The 19,352-nt window shown below is 63.6% G+C and carries 17 protein-coding genes; 6 read left to right on the top strand and 11 right to left on the bottom strand.

What is annotated here, in order from left to right:
- Positions 1-34 precede the first annotated feature (34 nt).
- The 3 genes from Thiosp_RS21170 to Thiosp_RS21160 all read left to right on the top strand — a co-directional run bounded on the left by Thiosp_RS21170 (position 35) and on the right by Thiosp_RS21160 (position 5,671).
- Positions 35-1,879: an OPT family oligopeptide transporter gene (locus tag Thiosp_RS21170; protein ID WP_201063587.1), complete on the top strand. Its 1,845-nt coding sequence runs from the start codon at positions 35-37 to the stop codon at positions 1,877-1,879.
- Between the two features lie 81 nt (positions 1,880-1,960).
- On the top strand, positions 1,961-2,434 hold the full coding sequence (locus tag Thiosp_RS21165) for a DUF5362 domain-containing protein (protein WP_242518253.1): 474 nt from the start codon (positions 1,961-1,963) through the stop codon (positions 2,432-2,434).
- Positions 2,435-2,500: 66 nt separating this feature from the next.
- The gene (locus tag Thiosp_RS21160) at positions 2,501-5,671 is read left to right on the top strand and encodes a DEAD/DEAH box helicase (protein ID WP_201063589.1); all 3,171 of its coding nucleotides are present in this window, start codon (positions 2,501-2,503) and stop codon (positions 5,669-5,671) included.
- Between the two features lie 274 nt (positions 5,672-5,945).
- Here Thiosp_RS21160 and Thiosp_RS21155 read toward each other — a convergent pair whose 3' ends face one another.
- Both Thiosp_RS21155 and Thiosp_RS21150 read right to left on the bottom strand, forming a co-directional pair.
- Positions 5,946-6,569, bottom strand: coding sequence for an L-threonylcarbamoyladenylate synthase (locus tag Thiosp_RS21155; protein ID WP_201063596.1), 624 nt, complete (start codon positions 6,567-6,569; stop codon positions 5,946-5,948).
- 48 nt (positions 6,570-6,617) lie between these two features.
- Positions 6,618-7,493, bottom strand: coding sequence for a PHP domain-containing protein (locus Thiosp_RS21150; protein WP_201063598.1), 876 nt, complete (start codon positions 7,491-7,493; stop codon positions 6,618-6,620).
- A gap of 255 nt (positions 7,494-7,748) precedes the next feature.
- Here Thiosp_RS21150 and Thiosp_RS21145 point away from each other — a divergent pair, with 255 nt between their 5' ends.
- From Thiosp_RS21145 to Thiosp_RS21135, 3 genes are all read left to right on the top strand, one after another.
- Positions 7,749-8,543, top strand: a complete 795-nt coding sequence (locus Thiosp_RS21145; protein ID WP_201063600.1) for an inner membrane-spanning protein YciB — start codon at positions 7,749-7,751, stop codon at positions 8,541-8,543.
- Positions 8,544-8,592: 49 nt separating this feature from the next.
- Positions 8,593-8,895: a YciI family protein gene (locus Thiosp_RS21140; RefSeq protein ID WP_201063607.1), complete on the top strand. Its 303-nt coding sequence runs from the start codon at positions 8,593-8,595 to the stop codon at positions 8,893-8,895.
- Between the two features lie 163 nt (positions 8,896-9,058).
- Positions 9,059-9,979, top strand: a complete 921-nt coding sequence (locus tag Thiosp_RS21135; protein WP_201063609.1) for a peptidylprolyl isomerase — start codon at positions 9,059-9,061, stop codon at positions 9,977-9,979.
- Positions 9,980-10,143: 164 nt separating this feature from the next.
- On the opposite strand, the gene Thiosp_RS21130 is transcribed toward Thiosp_RS21135, so the two are convergent.
- From Thiosp_RS21130 to Thiosp_RS21090, 9 genes are all read right to left on the bottom strand, one after another.
- On the bottom strand, positions 10,144-11,718 hold the full coding sequence (locus tag Thiosp_RS21130; RefSeq protein ID WP_201063611.1) for an AAA family ATPase: 1,575 nt from the start codon (positions 11,716-11,718) through the stop codon (positions 10,144-10,146).
- Positions 11,719-11,867: 149 nt separating this feature from the next.
- Positions 11,868-12,908 (bottom strand): NADP(H)-dependent aldo-keto reductase, encoded by a 1,041-nt coding sequence (locus Thiosp_RS21125; RefSeq protein WP_201063616.1) that lies wholly within the window; start codon positions 12,906-12,908, stop codon positions 11,868-11,870.
- Between the two features lie 254 nt (positions 12,909-13,162).
- Positions 13,163-14,473 (bottom strand): dihydroorotase, encoded by a 1,311-nt coding sequence (locus tag Thiosp_RS21120; protein ID WP_201063618.1) that lies wholly within the window; start codon positions 14,471-14,473, stop codon positions 13,163-13,165.
- On the bottom strand, positions 14,466-15,488 hold the full coding sequence (locus Thiosp_RS21115; RefSeq protein ID WP_242518254.1) for an aspartate carbamoyltransferase catalytic subunit: 1,023 nt from the start codon (positions 15,486-15,488) through the stop codon (positions 14,466-14,468). Before Thiosp_RS21115 ends, Thiosp_RS21120 begins: the two co-directional genes overlap by 8 nt.
- Positions 15,488-16,033 carry a bifunctional pyr operon transcriptional regulator/uracil phosphoribosyltransferase PyrR gene (pyrR, locus tag Thiosp_RS21110; protein ID WP_201063620.1) on the bottom strand — a complete coding sequence of 182 codons (546 nt, stop codon included), beginning with the start codon at positions 16,031-16,033 and terminating at the stop codon, positions 15,488-15,490. The genes Thiosp_RS21115 and pyrR overlap by 1 nt, the downstream gene beginning before the upstream one ends.
- Positions 16,026-16,412 (bottom strand): Holliday junction resolvase RuvX, encoded by a 387-nt coding sequence (gene ruvX / locus Thiosp_RS21105; RefSeq protein ID WP_242518275.1) that lies wholly within the window; start codon positions 16,410-16,412, stop codon positions 16,026-16,028. The genes pyrR and ruvX overlap by 8 nt, the downstream gene beginning before the upstream one ends.
- A gap of 219 nt (positions 16,413-16,631) precedes the next feature.
- Entirely contained in the window at positions 16,632-17,195 is a 564-nt protein-coding gene (locus Thiosp_RS21100; RefSeq protein WP_201063621.1) for a YqgE/AlgH family protein, read from the bottom strand.
- Between the two features lie 98 nt (positions 17,196-17,293).
- Entirely contained in the window at positions 17,294-18,283 is a 990-nt protein-coding gene (locus Thiosp_RS21095; protein WP_201063623.1) for a TonB family protein, read from the bottom strand.
- Between the two features lie 10 nt (positions 18,284-18,293).
- Positions 18,294-19,343 (bottom strand): FAD:protein FMN transferase, encoded by a 1,050-nt coding sequence (locus tag Thiosp_RS21090; RefSeq protein ID WP_323696691.1) that lies wholly within the window; start codon positions 19,341-19,343, stop codon positions 18,294-18,296.
- Positions 19,344-19,352: the final 9 nt, after the last annotated feature.

Here is a 19,352-nt window from a genome sequence, read left to right as displayed (position 1 = left end):
TTGTCCGGGGTAACCAGCGGAGTTTGTTAGGGCCGTGACTTCTCCCACGCCGCCACAACTCACCCTGCGCGCGGTGCTGACCGGCTTTGTGCTCGGCGCTTTGCTCGCGCCCTGCAATATCTACAGCGGGCTCAAGATCGGCTGGTCGTTCAATATGTCCATTGCCGCGGCGCTGTTGAGCTACGGCTTTTGGGCGGGTCTGCATCGGCTTGGGCTGGCCCGGCCATGGGGCCTGCTCGAGAACAACATCAACCAGACCACGGCCTCCTCGGCCGCGTCGATCATTTCCGCCGGTCTGGTGGCGCCCATCCCCGCACTGACGCTGCTGACCGGGCGCGAGCTGGCCTTTCCGCTGCTGGCCCTGTGGGTCTTCACCGTGAGCTTCACCGGCATTGTCATGGCCATCGGGCTGCGCCGGCAGATGCTGGTTGAGGAGCAGCTGCCTTTCCCCAACGGGGTGGCGGCGGCTGAGACTCTGCGCGAAATCTATGGCCGCGGACAAGAGGCCATGGCCCGCATTGCCTGGCTGCTTGGCGCGGGGCTGATGGCCGGCCTGGTCAAGGCGGTCGATGCCTTCTGGGTGCGGTTGCCGGCGCTGGTGCTTCCCTTATCCAAATCCTGGGGTGTCGATCTCGCAGCGGCCTGGGGGCTGGCTGCTCAGGGTGTCACCCAGCTCAGCTTGCGGAATCTGGGCTTTGTGCTCGAACCCTCGCTGATGATGATCGGCTTCGGCGCCATCGTCGGCGCACGGGTGGGTGTGTCAATGCTCGCCGGTGCGCTGCTGGCCTGGGGCTGGCTGGGCCCTTGGGCGGTGGCCCAGGGATGGATTCCGCCTGGCCCCGCCGATCCCACGATGTCCTGGTTTACCGCGCTGCTCGACTGGTTATTGTGGCCGGGGGTGACCTTGATGCTGGTCGCGTCCCTGACTTCTTTCGGTTTTTCCCTGTTTCGCATGGCGCGGCGCTGGAAGGCGCGCCGGGGCGAGGTGCGAGCTCAGCCGACCGATGCGCATGGCGGGGCTGATGCCGAATCCGAAGCCGTCCGCTTGCACATCCCCTGGAGCTGGTTCTGGGGCGGGCTGGCAATCGCCCTGGTGATCTCGACCTGGGCGCAACAGGCCATCTTCGCCATTCCGATCGGTCTTGGCGTGCTCGCGGTGCTGCTGACCTTTATTCTGGCCATAGTCGCGGCGCGAGTCTCGGGTGAGACCGGCATTCCGCCGATTGGCGCGCTTGGCAAGATCACCCAGCTCAGCTTCGGCGCGCTGGCGCCAACCAATACCACGGTCAATCTGATGGCGGCCAATGTCACCGGCGGCGCGGCCGGCCAATGCTCCGACCTGCTACATGACCTCAAAACCGGAATGCTGGTGGGCGCGCGGGCGCGCTTGCAGAGTATTGCGCAGGTTTTCGGTATTCTCTCGGGCGCGCTGGCCGGCAGCGCCGCCTATCTGATTCTGATCCCCGATCCCCAGGCCATGCTGCTCACACCCGAGTGGCCGGCGCCCGCCGTGGCGACCTGGAAAGCGGTGGCCGAGGTCCTGGCCGCGGGGCTCGGCAGCCTGCCCGCCGGCACGGTGCCGGCCATGGCCATCGCCGCGCTGATGGGTATCGCGCTGGCCGTGGCCGAAGCCTTGGTCCCGGCGGAGCGCCGGCATTGGGTGCCGAGCGCGCCGGCGCTCGGCTTCGCCTTCGTGATTCCAGCCTCGATCAGTCTGGCGCTGTGCCTGGGCGCGCTGCTTGGCCTGCTCGCCCGGGCCCTGGTGCCGAACTGGCAGCGCCGCTTCCTGATTGTCGCCGCCGCCGGTCTGGTGGCGGGCGAAAGCCTGGTCGGCGTGCTGGATGCCTTGCTGAGGATGCTCGGCGGCACGGTGGGGTAAGGTGCCTCCGCCAAGCGCCGCGCGGTCAGAAAAATCTCGGCAGCAACCCTGGCGACGGGTTACCTTTAGCGCCGGTGCTGAATGCGCGATGATTCCCTGCGGGACGCATTCGACACCGACACAGGCGCGGCAGGGTTGCGGTATCTTGCCAGTCCGCCGTTATCATTTCTCGGATCTCACAACAGGAGCTCGAATATGACAGATGCAGCGATCATGCGCTTTGTTGGCCCTTTGTCCAAGGCACGCGGCTGGATGAAGTTTGCTGGTGTTCTGCTGATGATTCAGGGAGGTCTGACGGCCCTGTCCATCGTCGGCATCTTGGTGGCGTGGCTACCCATCTGGATGGGCTTCTTGCTTTACAAGGCGAGCGATCTGATCGGAGAAGCGGAACGGCTCGGCGACGAGGGCGCGTTCTTGGGTGCCTTGGAACGGCTGGCGACCTACTTCAAAATCTTTGGCATCCTGCTGCTGCTGGCTCTCGTCCTGGCCCTGCTCGGCATGGTGGCCGCGATCATGATTCCTTCCCTAGTTGCCTTTCAGCAAGCTGGCATGTAGCGGCTCGAACATGCTTTTTATGTCTGCGGTCTTGCTAAACGCACTGCCCCTGATCCGCACATTGCCATGAACGCAAGCGACCCATTCCTGCTCGACCACGACCAGCTCGCCGCGCTGTCCGCCCACGGAACCCTGCGCGACGCGGTGCGCTATGCCAATGAACATCGTGTCATCTCCAGCGTGCTTGAGGGACACTACCTGCAAGGAGAGGTGGAAGACGAAACCGATGACGCGCTGTTCCGGGTCGAGCTGCACTGGGGCGAAGAAGTCGGCCTGACCGGCGCCTGCGAGTGTCTGTCCGAACGCGATGAGTCAGATGGAGATGACGCCTCGGCGGGCAAGCTCTGCGTCCATGCCCTGGCGCTGCTGATCGACCACGCCAAGGAGCCTGTCGATGGTCAGCTGGTGCGCGATGCCCAGGTTGCCGCATTGGAGGAACGCATCGCACGTGGCCGCGCAGAGGTGCAGGTCGCGCCCCTGACTGCGGAGCTGCTCGATGAGGTTCCCGTCTATGGCACCTGGAGCGCGCGCTCGGTGCAGTCGACCACCCACTTTCCGGTCAGCTACCGGGTGCATGTGCGCTCGCTCGCCGCGCGAGCCAATTACTGTACCTGCCCGGATTTTGCCACCAACCAGCTTGGCACCTGCAAGCATATCGAGGCGGTGGTGCATCGCATCGACAAGCTGCATCCGCGCATCGATGAGCTCAAGCGCCAGCCGCCGCCGGTGGGCTATGTGTATCTGGATTGGGAGGCAGAGCGCGCGCCGCGCATTCGCCTGCATCGGGGCGCGGCGACCGATCCGGCACTCGAGCCGCTGCTTGATGACTATTTCGATGCCAGCGGCGACTTTCGCGGCCGCCCGGCGGAAGACTTTCCGCGTTTTGCCGCGCGCTTGGGTGAGCGCCCGGATTTACTGATTGGCGATGATGCCGCCGGCTATGCGCGCCGCCTGGCCGAGGATGCTAGCCGTGAGGTGCGCGCGCGGGCGATCGGCGAGCAGATTCGCGCCGGTGGCGGCCAGCTGCCGGGTGTGCGGGCGCGGCTCTATCCCTACCAGGTTGAGGGTGTGGCCTTTCTGGCCGGCCACGGACGCGCGCTGCTCGCCGATGACATGGGTCTGGGCAAGACCTTGCAGGCCATTGCTGCCGCCTATTGGCTGCATCGCCACGAGCAGGTCGAGCGGGTGCTGATCGTTTGTCCTGCCTCGCTCAAGCTGCAGTGGGCGCGGGAGATCGAGAAATTCACTGGCGAGCGCGCGCAGATCATCCAGGGGCCAATTGGCTCGCGCCAGGTTCAATATAGCGGCGGACGGGGCTTTTTCGTCGTCAACTATGAGCTGGTCATGCGTGACCTCACCGTCATCAACGAGCGCCTGCGCCCGGACCTGCTGATTCTCGACGAGGCGCAGCGCATCAAGAACTGGCGCACCAAGATCGCCTCGGCGGTGAAGCGTGTCGGCTCGCGCTATGCCTTCGTGCTGACCGGCACGCCGCTTGAGAACCGGCTCGAGGATCTCTACAGCCTGATGCAGGCGATCGACGCCCGGGTGCTTGGCCCGCTGTGGCGTTACATGGTGGATTTTCACATCACCGACGAGCGCGGCAAGGTGCTCGGCTACCGCAATCTCTCCGAGCTGCGCCGGCGGCTCAAGTCCGTCATGTTGCGCCGCGACCGCACCCTGGTGCGTGATCAGCTACCGGAGCGCATCGAAACCCGCATCGATCTGGAGCTGACCGCAGCCCAGCAGGACATTCATGATGATGCGGTCAGTGCCGCTGCGCGTCTGGCGCAGATCATGAAGCGCCGGCCGCTGACGCCCTCGGAACAGAACCGCATGATGGCCGCATTGCAGCGTGCGCGCATGGCCTGCGATGCGGCGGAGCTAGTGGATGAGCACAGTGTCGGCTCGCCCAAGCTTGATGAGCTGGAAACCATTTTGACCGAGCTGTGCGTCAACACGGGCCTAAAAGCCGTTGTTTTCTCGCAATGGGAACGCATGACCGCACTGGCCGAGCGGCGCGCCCGCGCGCTGGGGCTGGGTACGGTCCGCCTGCATGGCGGTGTGCCTACGGTGAAGCGCGGTGCCCTGATGGACGCCTTCCGTGAGGATGATAGCGTCCAGGTGTTCCTTTCGACCGACGCTGGCGGCGTGGGGCTCAATCTTCAGAATGCCGCCGTGCTGGTGAATCTCGATATCCCCTGGAACCCAGCCGTGCTCGATCAGCGCATTGCCCGGGTGCATCGTCTTGGGCAGACGCAAAAGGTACAGATTCTGCTGTTGGTGGCGGCGGGTTCTTATGAGGAACATGTGCTGTCGCTGGTGCAGGGCAAACGCCATCTGTTCGACAATGTGGTCGATCCGGACGCGACCGAGGAAGTGGTTGGTGTCTCCAAGCGCCTGGCTGAGGTGCTGGCCGAGGACCTGGCCACCACGGCGGAGGCCGACCCGGATGTGCGACCGGAATCAGCTGCGGAAACAGCCGGGGAACAGGCCCCCGAGGCACCCGCCGAGTTGGCAGATTCTGCACCCCCGAACTTGGCGCAAGGCCAGCGCAGCGGCGAGAATGCCGCGCACAACGAGGCGGTTCGCCAGGTGGTGCTCGGCTTGCAGCAGCGCTTCGGCATTCGCATCGAGCGCATTCTCGGCACCCGCCCGCGTCAGGGGCTGGCCGGCGGCCTGCTGCTGGTGCTCGATCAGGTCAGTGCCGAGGATGATCGTCTTGCTGCCGAGATCACGACCGAACTGCCGGCTGCGGTGCCGGTGGCACTGATCGATAAACGCACGCTCGCCAGCTTGAATCGCCTGGGCGACGCCTCGCCGGTCGCCGACAGCGAGCCGCTCTATGAGCCCCCGCCGCAATCACAGCCGAATGCGGCCAGCGCCCGTCTGGTGAAGCGTGCACGCGACAACCTCGAGGCATCTGGCGTGTTGGCTGAGCATGGCCGTATGGCTACCGCGATGGAATTGCTGATGAAATCCCTGCTGGCAGCCGCCTGTCTGCGTACTGGCCGCGAGGAGGCGCCCACCGCTCAGACTGCCGGCGTCTGGTTGCATACCGAGGTGTTGCCAAGCGGGGTTTTGTCAGCGCCCGAGGGGGCGTTGCTGACCCGCGCCCTGTCGCTCGCGCACAGCGGCGATGCGCTGCCGCCGGCGCTGCTCGCGGAGTTGATTGACGAGACTCGGGTTTTTGTGGAGCAGGCGACGGGAGTGCAAACCGGCTCAGTTTCGGGCTAATGGCTCTCGCTGTCCTGTGTGGATGAGCTGTCGATCTTCGTGGCAGTGATAGATGGGTTCGGGCCAGGTTTGGGTCGGGTAACGCGCGCGGGGGACGCCGTGAATACATCCCCCAATTTTCAAATCGGGTGCTTCCCGGCGGCGTCCTGCCGCCGAGACCCCCGCGCACGTTACCCGACCCAAACCCCAAGCATTGTGGCTACTGATAGTTTGCTGATCTTCAAGAGTTGGAGGCTTGGAGGAAAATGGGCGCGCTTTTGTTTGTTGCTTGAAGTCACAAACCAAGCGCCTCAGCCGGTCCCTTGCCCGCCCGAAGGATTGCGGGCGTATCTCCGGTCATGTCCACCACCGTGGTGGGCTCGGTGCCGCAGAAGCCGCCGTCGATGATCAGATCGACGCAATGCCCGAGCAGCTCGCGCATGTCATAGGTGTCGGTCAGGGGGTCGCTGTCCCCTGGCATGATCAGGGTGGTACTCAGGATGGGCTCGTCGAGGGCGCCGAGCAGGGCGAGACAAATAGGGGTGTCTGGGACGCGGATGCCGATGGCCTTGCGCTTGGGGTGTAGCAGACGACGCGGCACCTGCTTGGTGGCCTGGTAGACAAAGGTATAAGGTCCGGGGGTCAGGGACTTGAGCAGGCGGTAGTCCTGGTTGTCGATGCGCGCATAGGTGGCAATCTCTGACAGGTCGCGGCACACCAGGGTGAAGTTGTGCTTGTCATACAGCCTGCGGATGCGGCGAATGCGCTCCATCGCGGCTTTGTCGCCGAGATGGCAGCCGAGTGCATAGCTGGTATCGGTGGGGTAGATGACCACGCCGCCGTTGCGAAAGATCTCCGCGGCCCGCTCGACCAGTCGCGGCTGCGGGTTGTCTGGATGTAGTTCGAAGAATTGCGCCATCTGGGTACGGCTTTCGTGGATCAGGCGTTGTCGAAGGGGTTGAGATTTTCAGGCCGCGGCGCGGTTCTGCGGGTCTTCTGTGTGTGGGACGCAGGCCCAGTCGTGCCAGATCGGGGTGCAGCCTTCGGGCAGAGCCGGCAGGCGTCCGAGTTCGATCCACGGGTAGGCTGGGTCGTGAAAGTCCGAGCCCGCCGAGGCCAGTAGATTTTGCTCGCGGGCGTGGCGGGCAAAGACGAAATATTCATCGCGGCTATGGCTGCCGGAGACGACCTCAATGCCGGTGCCGCCGGCTTCCTTGAACTCGCCGATCAAGCGCAGCATTTTCGAGCGCGTGAGACCATAGCGCGCCGGATGGGCGATGACCGCCTGGCCCCCGGCGGCGCCAATCCAGCTGACGGCATCGGCCAGTTCGGCCCATTGCCCGCTGACATGCCCCGGCTTGCCCTTGACCAGAAAGCGCTTGAAGACACCACGGACATTCTCGGCCGCTCCGCGCGCGGTGAGGAAACGCGCAAAATGCATGCGCCCGATTAGCCGGCCGTTGGACAGCGCCTTGGCGCCCTCAAAGGCCCCGGCATAACCGACCTTGTCGAGACGCCGGCCGATTTCCTCAGCGCGCCAGCGGCGAAAGTCGCGCAGGTTATTCAGTCCGGCATTGAGCGTTGGGTCTTCCGTAGCAACATCCAGCCCCAGGATGTGAACTGTCTGGCTATGCCAGGTCACGGATATCTCGACGCCTGCGACCAGATGCAGCGCGCATTCGGCTGCCGCCCGCCGGGCCTCGTCGATACCGGCTAAGGTATCGTGGTCGGTCAGTGCAAGGACAGTCACTCCGGCGTCAGCCGCGCGCCGCACCAGTTGCGTCGGCGTCAAGGTGCCGTCAGAGGCGGTGGAGTGGGTGTGGAGATCGGGAGAGATGCGCATTGGCTAATTCTAACCGATTTGCTCGGGTTTGATGCGGGGAGCGCCTCCGCGTTGTCGCTCAAACAGTCTGATGAGCGGCAGAGCCGATATGGCGTCGGGTAAGGATTGACCACCGCGAACTTTTCGGTTCTTGGCCGCAACTGCGTATCAGTTCGGTATAAAATGGCGGGTTTGGGCTGCTTGCGGTGCCATATTGGCTGCCCAGCGGTCATGTCCAGTTGCCAGGTGCGGCTTCGCTTTTCTTAGAGCTTTGTTATGAAATTTCTTGCCGATTTTCTGCCGGTTATCCTGTTTTTCATCGCCTATAAGCTGCAAGGCATTTTCGTTGCTACCCTGGTGGCCATTGGCGCCGCGGCCGTGCAGGTCGGCTGGATGCGCTGGCGCCATGGGCGGATCGAGAAAACCCACCTGATCACACTGATCTTGTTGCTGCTGTTCGGCGGCCTGACCCTGGCACTGCGCGATCCAATCTTCGTGATGTGGAAGCCGACCATCATTAACTGGCTGTTCGCCGGCGCTTTCCTCGGCAGCTTCTGGATCGGCAAGAAACCGCTGACAGAGCGCATGATGGGGCAGGCGGTCCAGGTGCCCGAGCCCATCTGGTACCGTCTCAACTGGGCTTGGGTTGGATTCTTTTTCATCTCAGGGCTGATCAATCTCTATGTGATCTACTTCGGCAGCGGTTTTGCCGCTGCGCAGCAGGAACTGATTGCGGCGAGCGGCGAGCGCCAAGTTGATTTGGCCCAATGCCTGGCCTCATATGAGGGCGAACTGCTCAAGCTGTGTCAGGCTGCCCATGCGAGCGAGGAGATTTGGGTCAACTTCAAGCTCTTCGGTATGATGGGCTTGACCCTGGCCTTTGTGATTGCACAAGCGTTCTACCTTTCGCGCCACATGCAGCATGTCGAGGGCGGGGCCTGCCCGCTTGAAACGCAGTCGCCGGCGAACCCGGAATCCGATTCGCGACCCGAGCCACAACCTGATACGCAGTCCGGTCCGCAGGCAACGCGCAGGGAGCAGCCAGCGCCGTCACAGGTCGGGCCAGAGTGACCGGAGCGGGCGATCATTACAAAACCGTCATCGCTGGAGCCAAGCCGTTTTGCTATATGTAATCATCTCGCGTGATCGTCCCGATAGCTTGCAGGCCCGTCGCGGGGCGCGCCCGGCGCATCTCGAACGGCTTCAGGCGCTGCACGAGCAGGGGCGTTTGCTGCTGGCCGGTCCGCATCCGGGCGTGGATGCAACTGACCCGGGCGAGGCGGGCTTTACCGGATCGCTGGTTGTGGCCGAGTTCGCCGACCTGGCCGCTGCCCAGGCCTGGGCCGACCAGGACCCTTATGTCGCGGCTGGTGTTTACCAGCAGGTCGAGGTCAAGCCGTTCGTGAAAGTTCTGCCGGCCTGAGGCTTAAATGGTCGAGGCCACCTGGTTGAGGCTACCGGGGAGAATGAATCCGTGTGATTCACAGTAACGTCGATCGTCTTGACGACCCCGGAGAATGAATCACTACTCCACTCACTACCATGAAAACTTAGGACCACACTCTATGACTCAAACTCAACATTCCATGGCTCAAACGAAAGTGAAGCGTTTCAATATTTTGTCCTCGTGCGCGGCGATCGGTCTGGTGACCATGACGCTGGGGACTGGCGTTGCGCTGGCGCAAGAGCAAACGGCTGCGGCGGATGATCCGTCCACCCTGATCGCCACCATCAATGGCGTTGGGTATCCGCTCGACGTGTTTCGCGCCTTCTACAGCGAGCGTGTTCAGGGCAACCAGAATACTCCTGAGATGCAGGAGCGTGCTTTCAATGAGTTCCTCAACCTCGTTGTCGCCTCCCAGCAAGCCGCGAAGGACAATCTGGAAGCTGAGCGCAGCGTGCAAGCCGCGATGGAACTGCGTCGCATGATGATCCTGTCAGCCGCCACGCTGCAGGAATTCGGCGAGGAGGCTCAACCAAGCGAGGGCGAGCTCAAAGAGGCCTATGAAAAGTTCGTGGAGCAGGCCAAGCGCACCGAGTACAAAGCCCGCCACATCCTGCTCGATAGCGAAGACAAGGCCAATGACATCATCAAGCAGCTTGAGAAGAAAAAGGGCAAGAACTTCGAGAAGCTGGCTGAAGAAAACTCACTCGGCCCAACCGCCGAGAAAGGCGGTGATCTCGGTTGGTTCGACTCGCGCCAGATGGTCAAGCCCTTCGCCGATGCCGTTGGCGAGATGGAAGTCGGCACCTTCACCACCGAGCCGGTCAAGACCCAATTCGGCTGGCACGTGATTATGCTTGAGGAGACCCGCGACGCCGAGCCGCCGTCATTCGAGGACGTCAAGCCTCAGCTCGAGGCCTCGCTGAAGCGCCAGATGGTAGTCGAAAAGCTTGGCGAACTGCGCGAGAAGGCGAAGGTCGAGCTGAATGAAGACGTCGTCAAGATGAAGAAAGACGGCGAAGACGCAGCTGAAGGTGACAACGCCGAGAAGAAAGACGACTGATACCGGGGAAAGGCTGCTCGCAGTCTTAGTGTCTAAAACGGGTAGCTCCCCATCGCGGGAGCTACCCGTTTTTGGTTTCGGGGCTCGTGGTCAAGTCAGCTGGGCTCAGGAATGCATCAATAAAACCTGCAGTCCTCAGCCCGCGCATTCCACGCCATCCGGCCTCAGGCCCGCACCACCCGGACCCGCCGGCCTTGCGGGCTGGTCTCATCGCCCTTGGTCAGCCTCTCGCTCACCGGTGTCTGTCCCGCGCGCCGATCGAAGATCACCAGCCAGCCGCTATCCAGCCCCAAACCCGCCAGATAACCGTCTAACTGGACCAGCCCTTGCGGGAGCGGGTCAGGCGCTCCGTCGCGCCACACCTTCAGCTCGATGCCGAGTGTCACCGTCCGATACCGCAGACACAGATCCATGCGCCCGCGTCCAATGGCATACTCGCGCTCCAGTGTTCCCTCGCCATTGACCACGCGTTGCAGAAAGGCCATCAGCACCAGATGCGGGGCGACCTCGTGATAGGGCGCACTGCCCAGCAGAGGCTCGCCGTGCTGGCGCCAGAAATCGAGAAAGGCCGTGAGCAGAGCATCCGCGTCCAGTTCCCCTGCGGGCGTGAGCCAACTCGGCGTGATCTGGGGCAGAGATGCCTGCGCAGTGAAGGTCAGGGCACGCGGCAGAACCTCACGATAGATCGGATTGGCGATTGTCAGGCCCTGACCGGACGCCATCTGGCACAGTCCCAGATCGAGCAGATACTGAATGTCATCCTCCGCAACCTCGCCCAAGGTGGTGCCGGCCAGCATCGGCTCGATGATCCGCCTCACCCGTGGCTCGCGCAGCTTGTCGGCGAGCTGATCCAGATGGGTGACGCGGCGCAGGATTAGGTTTTCCTTGGCCCGGTCGATCAGCTCAACCCCGATCGGGCGGTCGCGATCGCGCCCCTCGGGCATCTCGAAACAGCTTTCATAGGCGAGAGCATTGACCAGCCAGGGCTGGCCCTGGGTCAACGCCCAGACTCGGTCCAGCGCTTCGGGGGTAAAGAGCTGCCCGGTATCATCGGTATGTTCGCCGAGCAAGGTCCGCACCTCATCCGCGCTGAAATCCCCCAGCCGCAACGACTTGGCCTTGATGTTGAAAGCAATCCCGCCGGTGATGACAGCGGCCTCGGACATCGAATGGATGCGATAGTCGCGCAGATCGCGCACCCCACAGAGGATCACCGTTTGGGGAAAATGCCCTGGGCGCTGCGTGTATCCTGCGCGCAACTGACGCAGCAACGAGATCAGAGTATCGCCGACGAGCGCATCGACCTCATCGAGCAGCAGCACCAGGGATTGAGGCGATTGTTCGCACCAGCGGGTGAGAAAGGACTCCAGGCTCGTAAGCCCCGCCTGATCACGGAGCACCTGCTGTGCGAGCGGCTCGGTCGTGGTGTCGCCCAAACGCCAGCGGGCGCTGTTGGCGATTGCCTGCACGACCGCCGCCATGCCGAGCGCGACCTGTTCGCGCGCGGCCTGCGCGCTTTCGATGTTGACGTACAAAGCCCGATAGCGCCCTGCTTGGTTCAGATGCTCGGCCAGCGCCAGCAGGCAACTGGTCTTACCGGTCTGGCGCGGGGCGTGGAGTAGGAAATACTTTTCCTGATCGATCAGGCCGAGAATCGATTCCAGATCCCAGCGGCTCAAGGGCGGCAGGCTGTAATGTCGGTCGGATTGATTCGGGCCTTCGGTGTTGAAGAAACGCATGCGGCGGCTCCCGGATCACTGTATCAGGTGAGCATAGCATGAGCCGCTGTGCGTTAAGTCATAGACAGAGCACATACTCCTTCCGGCCAGGGGCGAACGGATGATCCACCCTCCATAGGGGACTGGTTTCATGAGGAGTTGCCCAGTGACTAAGGACTCGGGTTCGGCTGACTCTGATGCACGGATTCAATCTCGGCGATGACCTCGGCGCTCAAAATCACCTCGCTTGATGCGATGTTGGCTTTGAGTTGCGCTATGGTGGTGGCGCCGATGATATTGGCAGTCAGGAATGGCCGGCTATTGACCCAGGCCAGGGCCATCTGCGCCGGGTCGAGGGCGTGGCGACGGGCGATGTCGACATAAGCTGCGGTGGCTTTTTCGGCCTGCGGGTTGGAGTAGCGGTCGAAGCGCGAGAAGAGTGTGACGCGCGCATTGGCGGGCCTGGCGCCATTGAGGTATTTACCGCTTAGCACGCCAAAGCCGAGCGGCGAGTAAGCGAGCAGGCCGCAGTCCTCGCGCATGGCGACCTCGGCGAGACCGATCTCAAAGGTGCGGTTGAGCAGGCTGTATGGGTTCTGGATGCTGACCATGCGCGGCAGGCCATGTTGCTCGGCGAGCTTGAGCATGGTCATGGTGCCCCACGGAGTTTCGTTCGACAGGCCGACGTGGCGAATCTTGCCGGCTTTGACCAACTCGTCGAGCGCCTCCAGCGTCTCGAGCAGAGGTACGCTTTTGTCTTCCTCTGGTGGCTCGTAGCCGAGCTTGCCGAAGTAATTGGTCTCGCGATCCGGCCAGTGGAGTTGGTAGAGGTCGAGGTAGTCGGTCTGCAGGCGTTTCAGGCTGTCATCGAGTGCCTTGTGGATATTGGCGCGATCAAGCTTGGCTTGGTCGTTGCGGATATGCGGAATCCAGTTTGCCGCGCCCACGACTTTGCTTGCGAGGATGACTTTGTTGCGCACCTTGCGCTGCGCCAGCCAGTTGCCGATGTAGGTTTCGGTCAGGCCTTGGGTCTCCCCGCGTGGCGGTACAGGGTAGAGCTCGGCGGTGTCGATGAAGTTGATGCCCTGGTCGAGCGCATAGTCGAGCTGCTCGAAGGCTTCGGCCTCGGTGTTTTGCTCGCCCCAGGTCATGGTGCCGAGGCAGATTTCGCTCACGCGGATGTCGGTCCGGCCAAGTGGTAGATAACGCATCGATACTTCCTTTGTTTGGTCGGTTTTTTTGCTATTGGTGTCAGAGAAAAGCAAGGGCTTTTGGCTTGTTTTGGGCCGGGTGACGGTCGCGGGGGGCGCCGTGAATACATCCCCAATTTCAAATAGGCTGCTTTCCAGCGACGTCCTGCCGCCGAGACCCCCCGCGCCCGTCACCCGGCCCAAAACCTGGAACTAATTTGGGCTTCAAAGTCTGATCTTGGCTAGCTGATCACCTTGTGGCCGATTGGCGCGAATCAACTCGCCCCGTCGCGTTCGTCTTTGAAGACAAGCCGGCCGCCGAGAAAGGTCATGCTTACCTGCCCTTGCAGGGTCTGACCGAGAAAAGGGGTGTTTTTGCCCTGGCTTTGCATGCGTTCTGGGGTTAGCGTCCAGCGTTGTTCTGGTGCCAGGAGGCAGAAATCGGCGGGCGCGCCCGGCTGCAGACGGCCAAAGGGCAGGCCTAGGATGTCGGCGGCATGGCTGGTCACGCAGGCGAGCGCGTCGTGCAGGGGTAGCAGTTGCTCCTCAACCAGCCGCAGGACCAGTGGCAGCAGGGTTTCCAGTGTCGAGATGCCGGGCGAGGTCTGGGGGAAAGGATCGAGCTTGGCGTCGGGCTCGTGTGGCTGGTGATCGGAGCAGATGGCGCTGATGACGCCGGCGGCCACGGCGGCGCGCAGCGCCTTGCGGTCGGCCTCGGTGCGCAGCGGGGGCAGGACCAGCGCATTGGCGTTGAAGGTGCCGATGTCGTCTTCGGTCAGGAACAGCTGATGAGCGCTCACGTCGGCGGTGACCTGAACGCCGCGGGCACGCGCTTCGGCCAGCATTTCGGTGGCTCGGGCAGTGGATAGGCCGCGAAAGTGAATACGCGCGCCTGTCTGCTCGGCCAATGCCAGATCGCGGGCGACGGCGACTGTCTCGGATGCCTCGGGAATGCCGGGCAGGCCGAGGCGGGTGCTGACGCGTCCTTCATGCACCAGGCCGCCTTCGGAGAGCGCGGCATCGGCTGGGTGCAGAAAGCAGGTCAAGCCGAAGGTGGCGGCATATTCGAGTGCGCGTCTTTGCACCCGGGTGTTGCGGATGGGGCGGTCGGCGTGGCTGAGCACCGGGCAGCCGGCGCGCGCGAGTGCGGCCATTTCGCTGATCTGCTCGCCGGCGAGATTCTGCGTCAGGCTGCCGGCCGGCACCACGCGGGCATAACCATTGGTCTCGGCGATCTGGTGGATCAGCTGGGCAACCGCCGGTGTGTCAACCACTGGCTGGGTATCGGGCGGGCAGCATAGGGTGGTAATGCCAGCGCTGGCTGCGGCTCGGGTTTCGCTGCGAATGGTGGCCTTTTGCTCCAGGCCGGGCTGGCGCAGGCGCGCGCACAGGTCGACCAGGCCCGGGATGGCGAGCAGGCCGTTGGCGTCGATACGCTGCTCAGGCTGAAAATCCGCCGGTGCTGGGCCAATCGCGAGAATCCGGCCGTCGGCCAGATGCAGGTCGGCAATTCCGTCATGCCCGCTGGCGGGATCGATCACGCGTGCGGCTAGCACGGACAGGCGTTGAGGGGAGGGCTCAGTCATGGGGTCTGTCCCGTTCGGCACCCTGGCCCGCCAGATACTGCGTGCCGATGCAGGTGGACATGATGGCCATGCGCACCGCCAGGCCGTTGCTGACCTGCTCGAGAATAACCGAGCGCGGCCCATCGGCGACCTCCGAGTCTATCTCCACCCCGCGATTGATGGGGCCGGGGTGCATCACAATGGCGTCGGGCTTGGCGGTGGTCAGGCGTTTTTCGGTCAGGCCGAACAGCAAGAAATACTCGTGCTCACTGGGCAGAAAGCCGCCGGTCATGCGCTCGCGCTGCAGGCGCAACATGATGATCACGTCGCAGTCTGTGACCCCCTCGCGCAGATCATGGAAGACCTCAACGCCAAGTGCCTCGGCGGCGCAAGTTGGGATCAGGGTGCGGGGTGCGATGACGCGCACCTCGGCAGCGCCCAAAGTGTTGAGGGCGCTGATCTGTGAGCGGGCGACGCGCGAATGCAGAATATCGCCGACGATGGCGACCTTGAGTCCGGCGATGTCGCCTTTGTGCTGGCGGATGGTGAACATATCCAGCATGCCCTGGGTGGGGTGCGCATGGCAGCCATCGCCGGCATTGATCACGCTGACATGGGGCGCGGCATGGCTGGCGATGAAGTGAGCCGCGCCGCTGTCCGCGTGGCGGACGACGAACATGTCGACATGCATGGCCTCCAGATTACGCAGGGTGTCGAGCAGTGTCTCGCCCTTGGCGGTGGCCGAGGTGCTGATGTTGAGGTTAAGCACATCGGCGGACAGGCGCTTGGCAGCCAGCTCGAAGGTGGTGCGGGTGCGGGTGCTGTTCTCAAAGAACAGATTGGCGATGACCTTGCCACGGCATAGCGGGACCTTCTTGACCGGTTGACGGGCAACGCTCAGAAACCCCTCGGTGCGGTCGAGAATGTCCGTCAGCAGCGCGCGGTCGAGGCCGTCGAGAGTCAGGAAATGGCGCAGGTTGCCCTGCGCGTCGAGCTGCGGGTTGGGCTGCTGCAATCCCGGGGCGGCGAGGTTCATCAGGGCTGGTCCGCGTTGCCAGGGGCGGCGCCGCGCCGCTCAAGGTGCAGCGGGTCGGGGCCGCTCAGCTTGATGTGACTGCCGGGCTCAAGCTCCGCATGCAGACCGACCACGTCGGGATTGATCGGCAACTCGCGCCCATCGCGCTCGGCCAGAATGGCGAGCAGCACCTGCGAGGGGCGACCGTAGTCGAACAACACATTGAGCGCGGCGCGGATGGTGCGCCCTGACTGGAGCACATCATCGACCAGAATCACGGCGCGGTCATCGACGGCCACCGGCAGTTCGGACGGATGCACCTGCGGGTGCAGGCCAATGCGGGTGAAGTCGTCGCGATAAAAGGAAATGTCCAGAAACCCGAGCGGGTCCTCCAGGGCAAGCAAGCGGTGCAAATGCTCGGCAACCCAGACGCCACCGGTGTGGATGCCGACCATCAAGGGCCGCTCGATGCCGCGCGCCTGGCACAGGGCGGCGAGTTCTTGCGCCATGGTGGCGAGCAGGGCGTCGATCTCGGCGGCGTCTTTCCAGGTGGCGGCGTCAGCCATGGCCGGAGTCTCCGGGGGTGGGAGTTGCGCTCGGGCGCGTTTGTTCGCCAAGCCAGGTCTCGAGGATCAGCTTGGCCGCGACCGCATCGACTTCATCGTCGCGGTTATCGAAGCGCCCGCCCAACTCCTCGCGCGCGGCGCGGCTGGTCAGTCGCTCATCCACTAGATGAACCTGAAGCCCAAAGCGCCCCTCAAGCTGGCGGCGGAAACGATGGACCTGCGGCGCCCAGTCTTCTTCGCGGTCGTACATGTTCACCGGCAGACCGAGGACGGCGGCCTGCGGCTGCCATTCGCGCATCAGGCGCTCAATCCCGGCCCAGTCAGGGCGATTGCGCTGGCTGCGCAGGGTGGTGAGCGCGGTGGCAGTGCCGGTCAGCATCTGGCCGACCGCGACGCCGATCTTGCGCGGGCCGAAATCGAAGCCCAGCAAAGTTGCTGTGGGGAGTTGGCTGGTTTGCGCTATTGCCAATGGGGTCGCTGGTGCCAATGGGGTTTCAACAATGCGGTCTGAGTCGGTTAGCAGCTTGCGCGTGGAGCAGCAGCCGCTGTTACCGCAGTGGTCAGGGCCATGCGTAGCGGGGTTGGGTCACGGGCGTCATCACGCATGCCCGGCTTCGCCGATCAGCAGGTTGAGGTCGATGCCGATGAGCTGCGCCGCTGCCTGCAGGCGACTGGATGCGGGCAGCTTAAACAGTGTTTCGTCATTTGCCGGGCCGCTGAGCCAGGCGTTGGCGCTGAGTTCTTCCTCGAGCTGGCCGCTGGTCCAGCCGGCGTAGCCTAGTGCCACCAGGCACAGCTCGGGGCCGGTGCCCGCGGCAATGGCCTCGAGAATGTCGCGCGAGGTGGTGACGCGAATGTCCGGCGTGACGCTCAGGGTGGAGTCGAAGGTTTCAGGCCCGGAGTGGATCACAAAGCCGCGATCAGTTTGCACTGGACCACCCAGATAGACGATCTGGTTGCTGATATCCGTAACCTGGGGTTCGATGTCGAGCTGCTCGAGCACGTCGCCCAAGCGCAGGTCCATCGGACGATTGATGACGATCCCCATCGCGCCCTGCGAGTTGTGCTCGCAGATATAGCTGACGGTACGCGAAAAGTTCGGGTCCTGAAGACCCGGCATCGCGATAAGAAAGTGATTGGTCAGCGACGTTGAAACGCTCATAGGGACATAGTATCCCGAGCCTAGAGTCGGGAAGCAAGCCTCTTTGAACGGCTTCTTGCCGGACGCGGGAGATGGGCTTGCAAAGCGGCGCTATTCGGCTATTGATCCCAGCCAAGCTTTTGATTTCTTAGAAACTGCCAGGTTCTGGTGATATCGAGCACATCATGGCGGGCGCGAATGTCCTTGGGAAAGGGCGCGAAGGGTGCGGCAAGCTCAACGATGCGCACCGCGGCCTGATCCAGGACGTCGTGGCCGGATGATCTCAGCACCCGCACGCTCTCCAGACTGCCGTCGGCGCGCACAGCAACTTGCAGCACCAGGCTACCGAATAGGTGTTTCTCCTTGGCTTCTTCCGGATAGTTGAGGTTGCCGATCCGCTCGACCTTGCGCCGCCAGGATTCGAGATAATTCGCGTAAATATACTCCTGGGTACTGGCGCTGATGGCTTTGCGCCGGCTGGCCGGAGCCGCGCCGGGCTGCCGGCGCAACTGATGCTGTGTCAGGCCGGCCAGCGCTTGATCGCGGCTGGCGAGGATGTCCGCGGCTGAAACTGCGCGCGCGGGCGGCCCGGCGAGGCTGTCGAGCGCGGATGGTCGGTCCTCGCTTGGGGCGGTGGAACGCGCCGCGCTGCTCGGAGTGGTGTCGGTTGTGGCAGGCGCTGCAGCGGATGTTTGGTCGGGCTCGGTCTGGACGGCGCGCGCTGGCGGGGATTCGCGCGTCGGCTCGAGTGTCGCCTTTGATTCAGGCTCTGATGCCGAGATTGATTCAGGTTCGGGCGCTGGCTCGGGAGCGAGCTCGGCTGCATCCTCTGCTGGGGGCTTGGGTGGAACCTCAGCGGGAGGCGCGGGGGTCGGCTTGGTGGCTGGCGTTGGCAGCAGCTCGAACGCCAGCGGGGCGGCGGCGTGCTCACCTGGAGCCGTCAGGGTCGGGGGTTGCCAGTCAAATCCCGTCAGCGCAATGCTCGCACCCAGATGGATCAGTAGGGCGATCGCGAAGGCGATAAGCAGCGAGCGCCGCGAGGCGCGCACGCGGGAGTGGAACGGCTGAGGATCGGTTCCGCGGTGCGCAGCAGGGGTGGCAGCGGACATGGCGCGGTTGCTACTGGGGGCCGGAGTCCTGCCAGGCGGGGCTCACACTGACTTGGGCATTGCGGTCAATGATCTGCAAATGGCGCTCCATTGCCGGGCTCAAGTGGATATGCCCGGTGTCATCGATCAGCAGTGCGGCGGAAATGCCCATTTGGCGAGCGATTTGGCCCCATTGCTGAGGGCCGGCGGCGAAGAGCGCGGTGGCGGCCGCGGCGGCGGTTACGGCATCACCAGAATTGAGCACGGTGACAACCTGGGTCCCTTGCGCTGGATAGCCGGTGCGTGGGTCGATGATGCGCGAATATTCCTTGCCGTTGCGAAAGCAGGGGCTCTGGAAGCGCCCGACTGTGACCACGCTCATGTCGCCGCGCAGATCGAGTGTGCCGAGAACTGCACCACCGCTGCCGCGCAGCACCGGGACGCGCCAGGGCTGGCCGGTGCGGTCGCCCATCAGGCGCAGATCGCTGCCGATGCGGATCATGGCGCCGCGAATACCACGGGCGCGCATGTTGGCAACGGCGATGTCAGCGGCGTAGGCGCGGATCACCGCGCCGAAGTCGAGCTTCACCGCAGGGTTGTCGCTTAGCAGTTCGATGCCGTTCAGGCTGATGTCGTCAAGCGTTGGTGCGGCCTCGACCAGGCGGGCGATAGACTCGTCATCGGGCGGTTCGCTGCATTTTCCGGTCACCGGGTCCGGCCGCCACAAGTCAGTCAGCATGCCGACGGCAGGGTTGAACAAATAACCGCTGCGCTCGCTTAGATCGCGTGTCTGCTCAAGCAGCGGCAGCAATGCGGGCGGCGCGGCAAAGGGCTCGGTGGTGGCGAGCAGTTCATTGACGCGCTGCATGGGGCCGGGTTGCTCAAGCCCGAGGGAATAGGAGGTCAGCGCGAAGTCCTGAGCCGTCTGCTCAGCCACCTCGGTGGCCAGCTGTTCGGGCGCACCCAGCAGCTGCATGTCGATGCGGATGCCAAAGGCGTCAAATTGGCTGACATGGACGGGGGTTTCGCCGCGACCGCAGCCCTGCAGCAGTGCCGCAATCATCGCCAGAACCGCGATCAAGGCTAGGTG

The organism is Thiorhodovibrio litoralis (assembly GCF_033954455.1).
In the GTDB taxonomy this organism is placed as follows: Bacteria; Pseudomonadota; Gammaproteobacteria; order Chromatiales; family Chromatiaceae; genus Thiorhodovibrio; species Thiorhodovibrio litoralis.
Note: the sequence above shows the minus strand (reverse complement) of the source record. Positions and strands in the feature narration are given on the sequence as shown.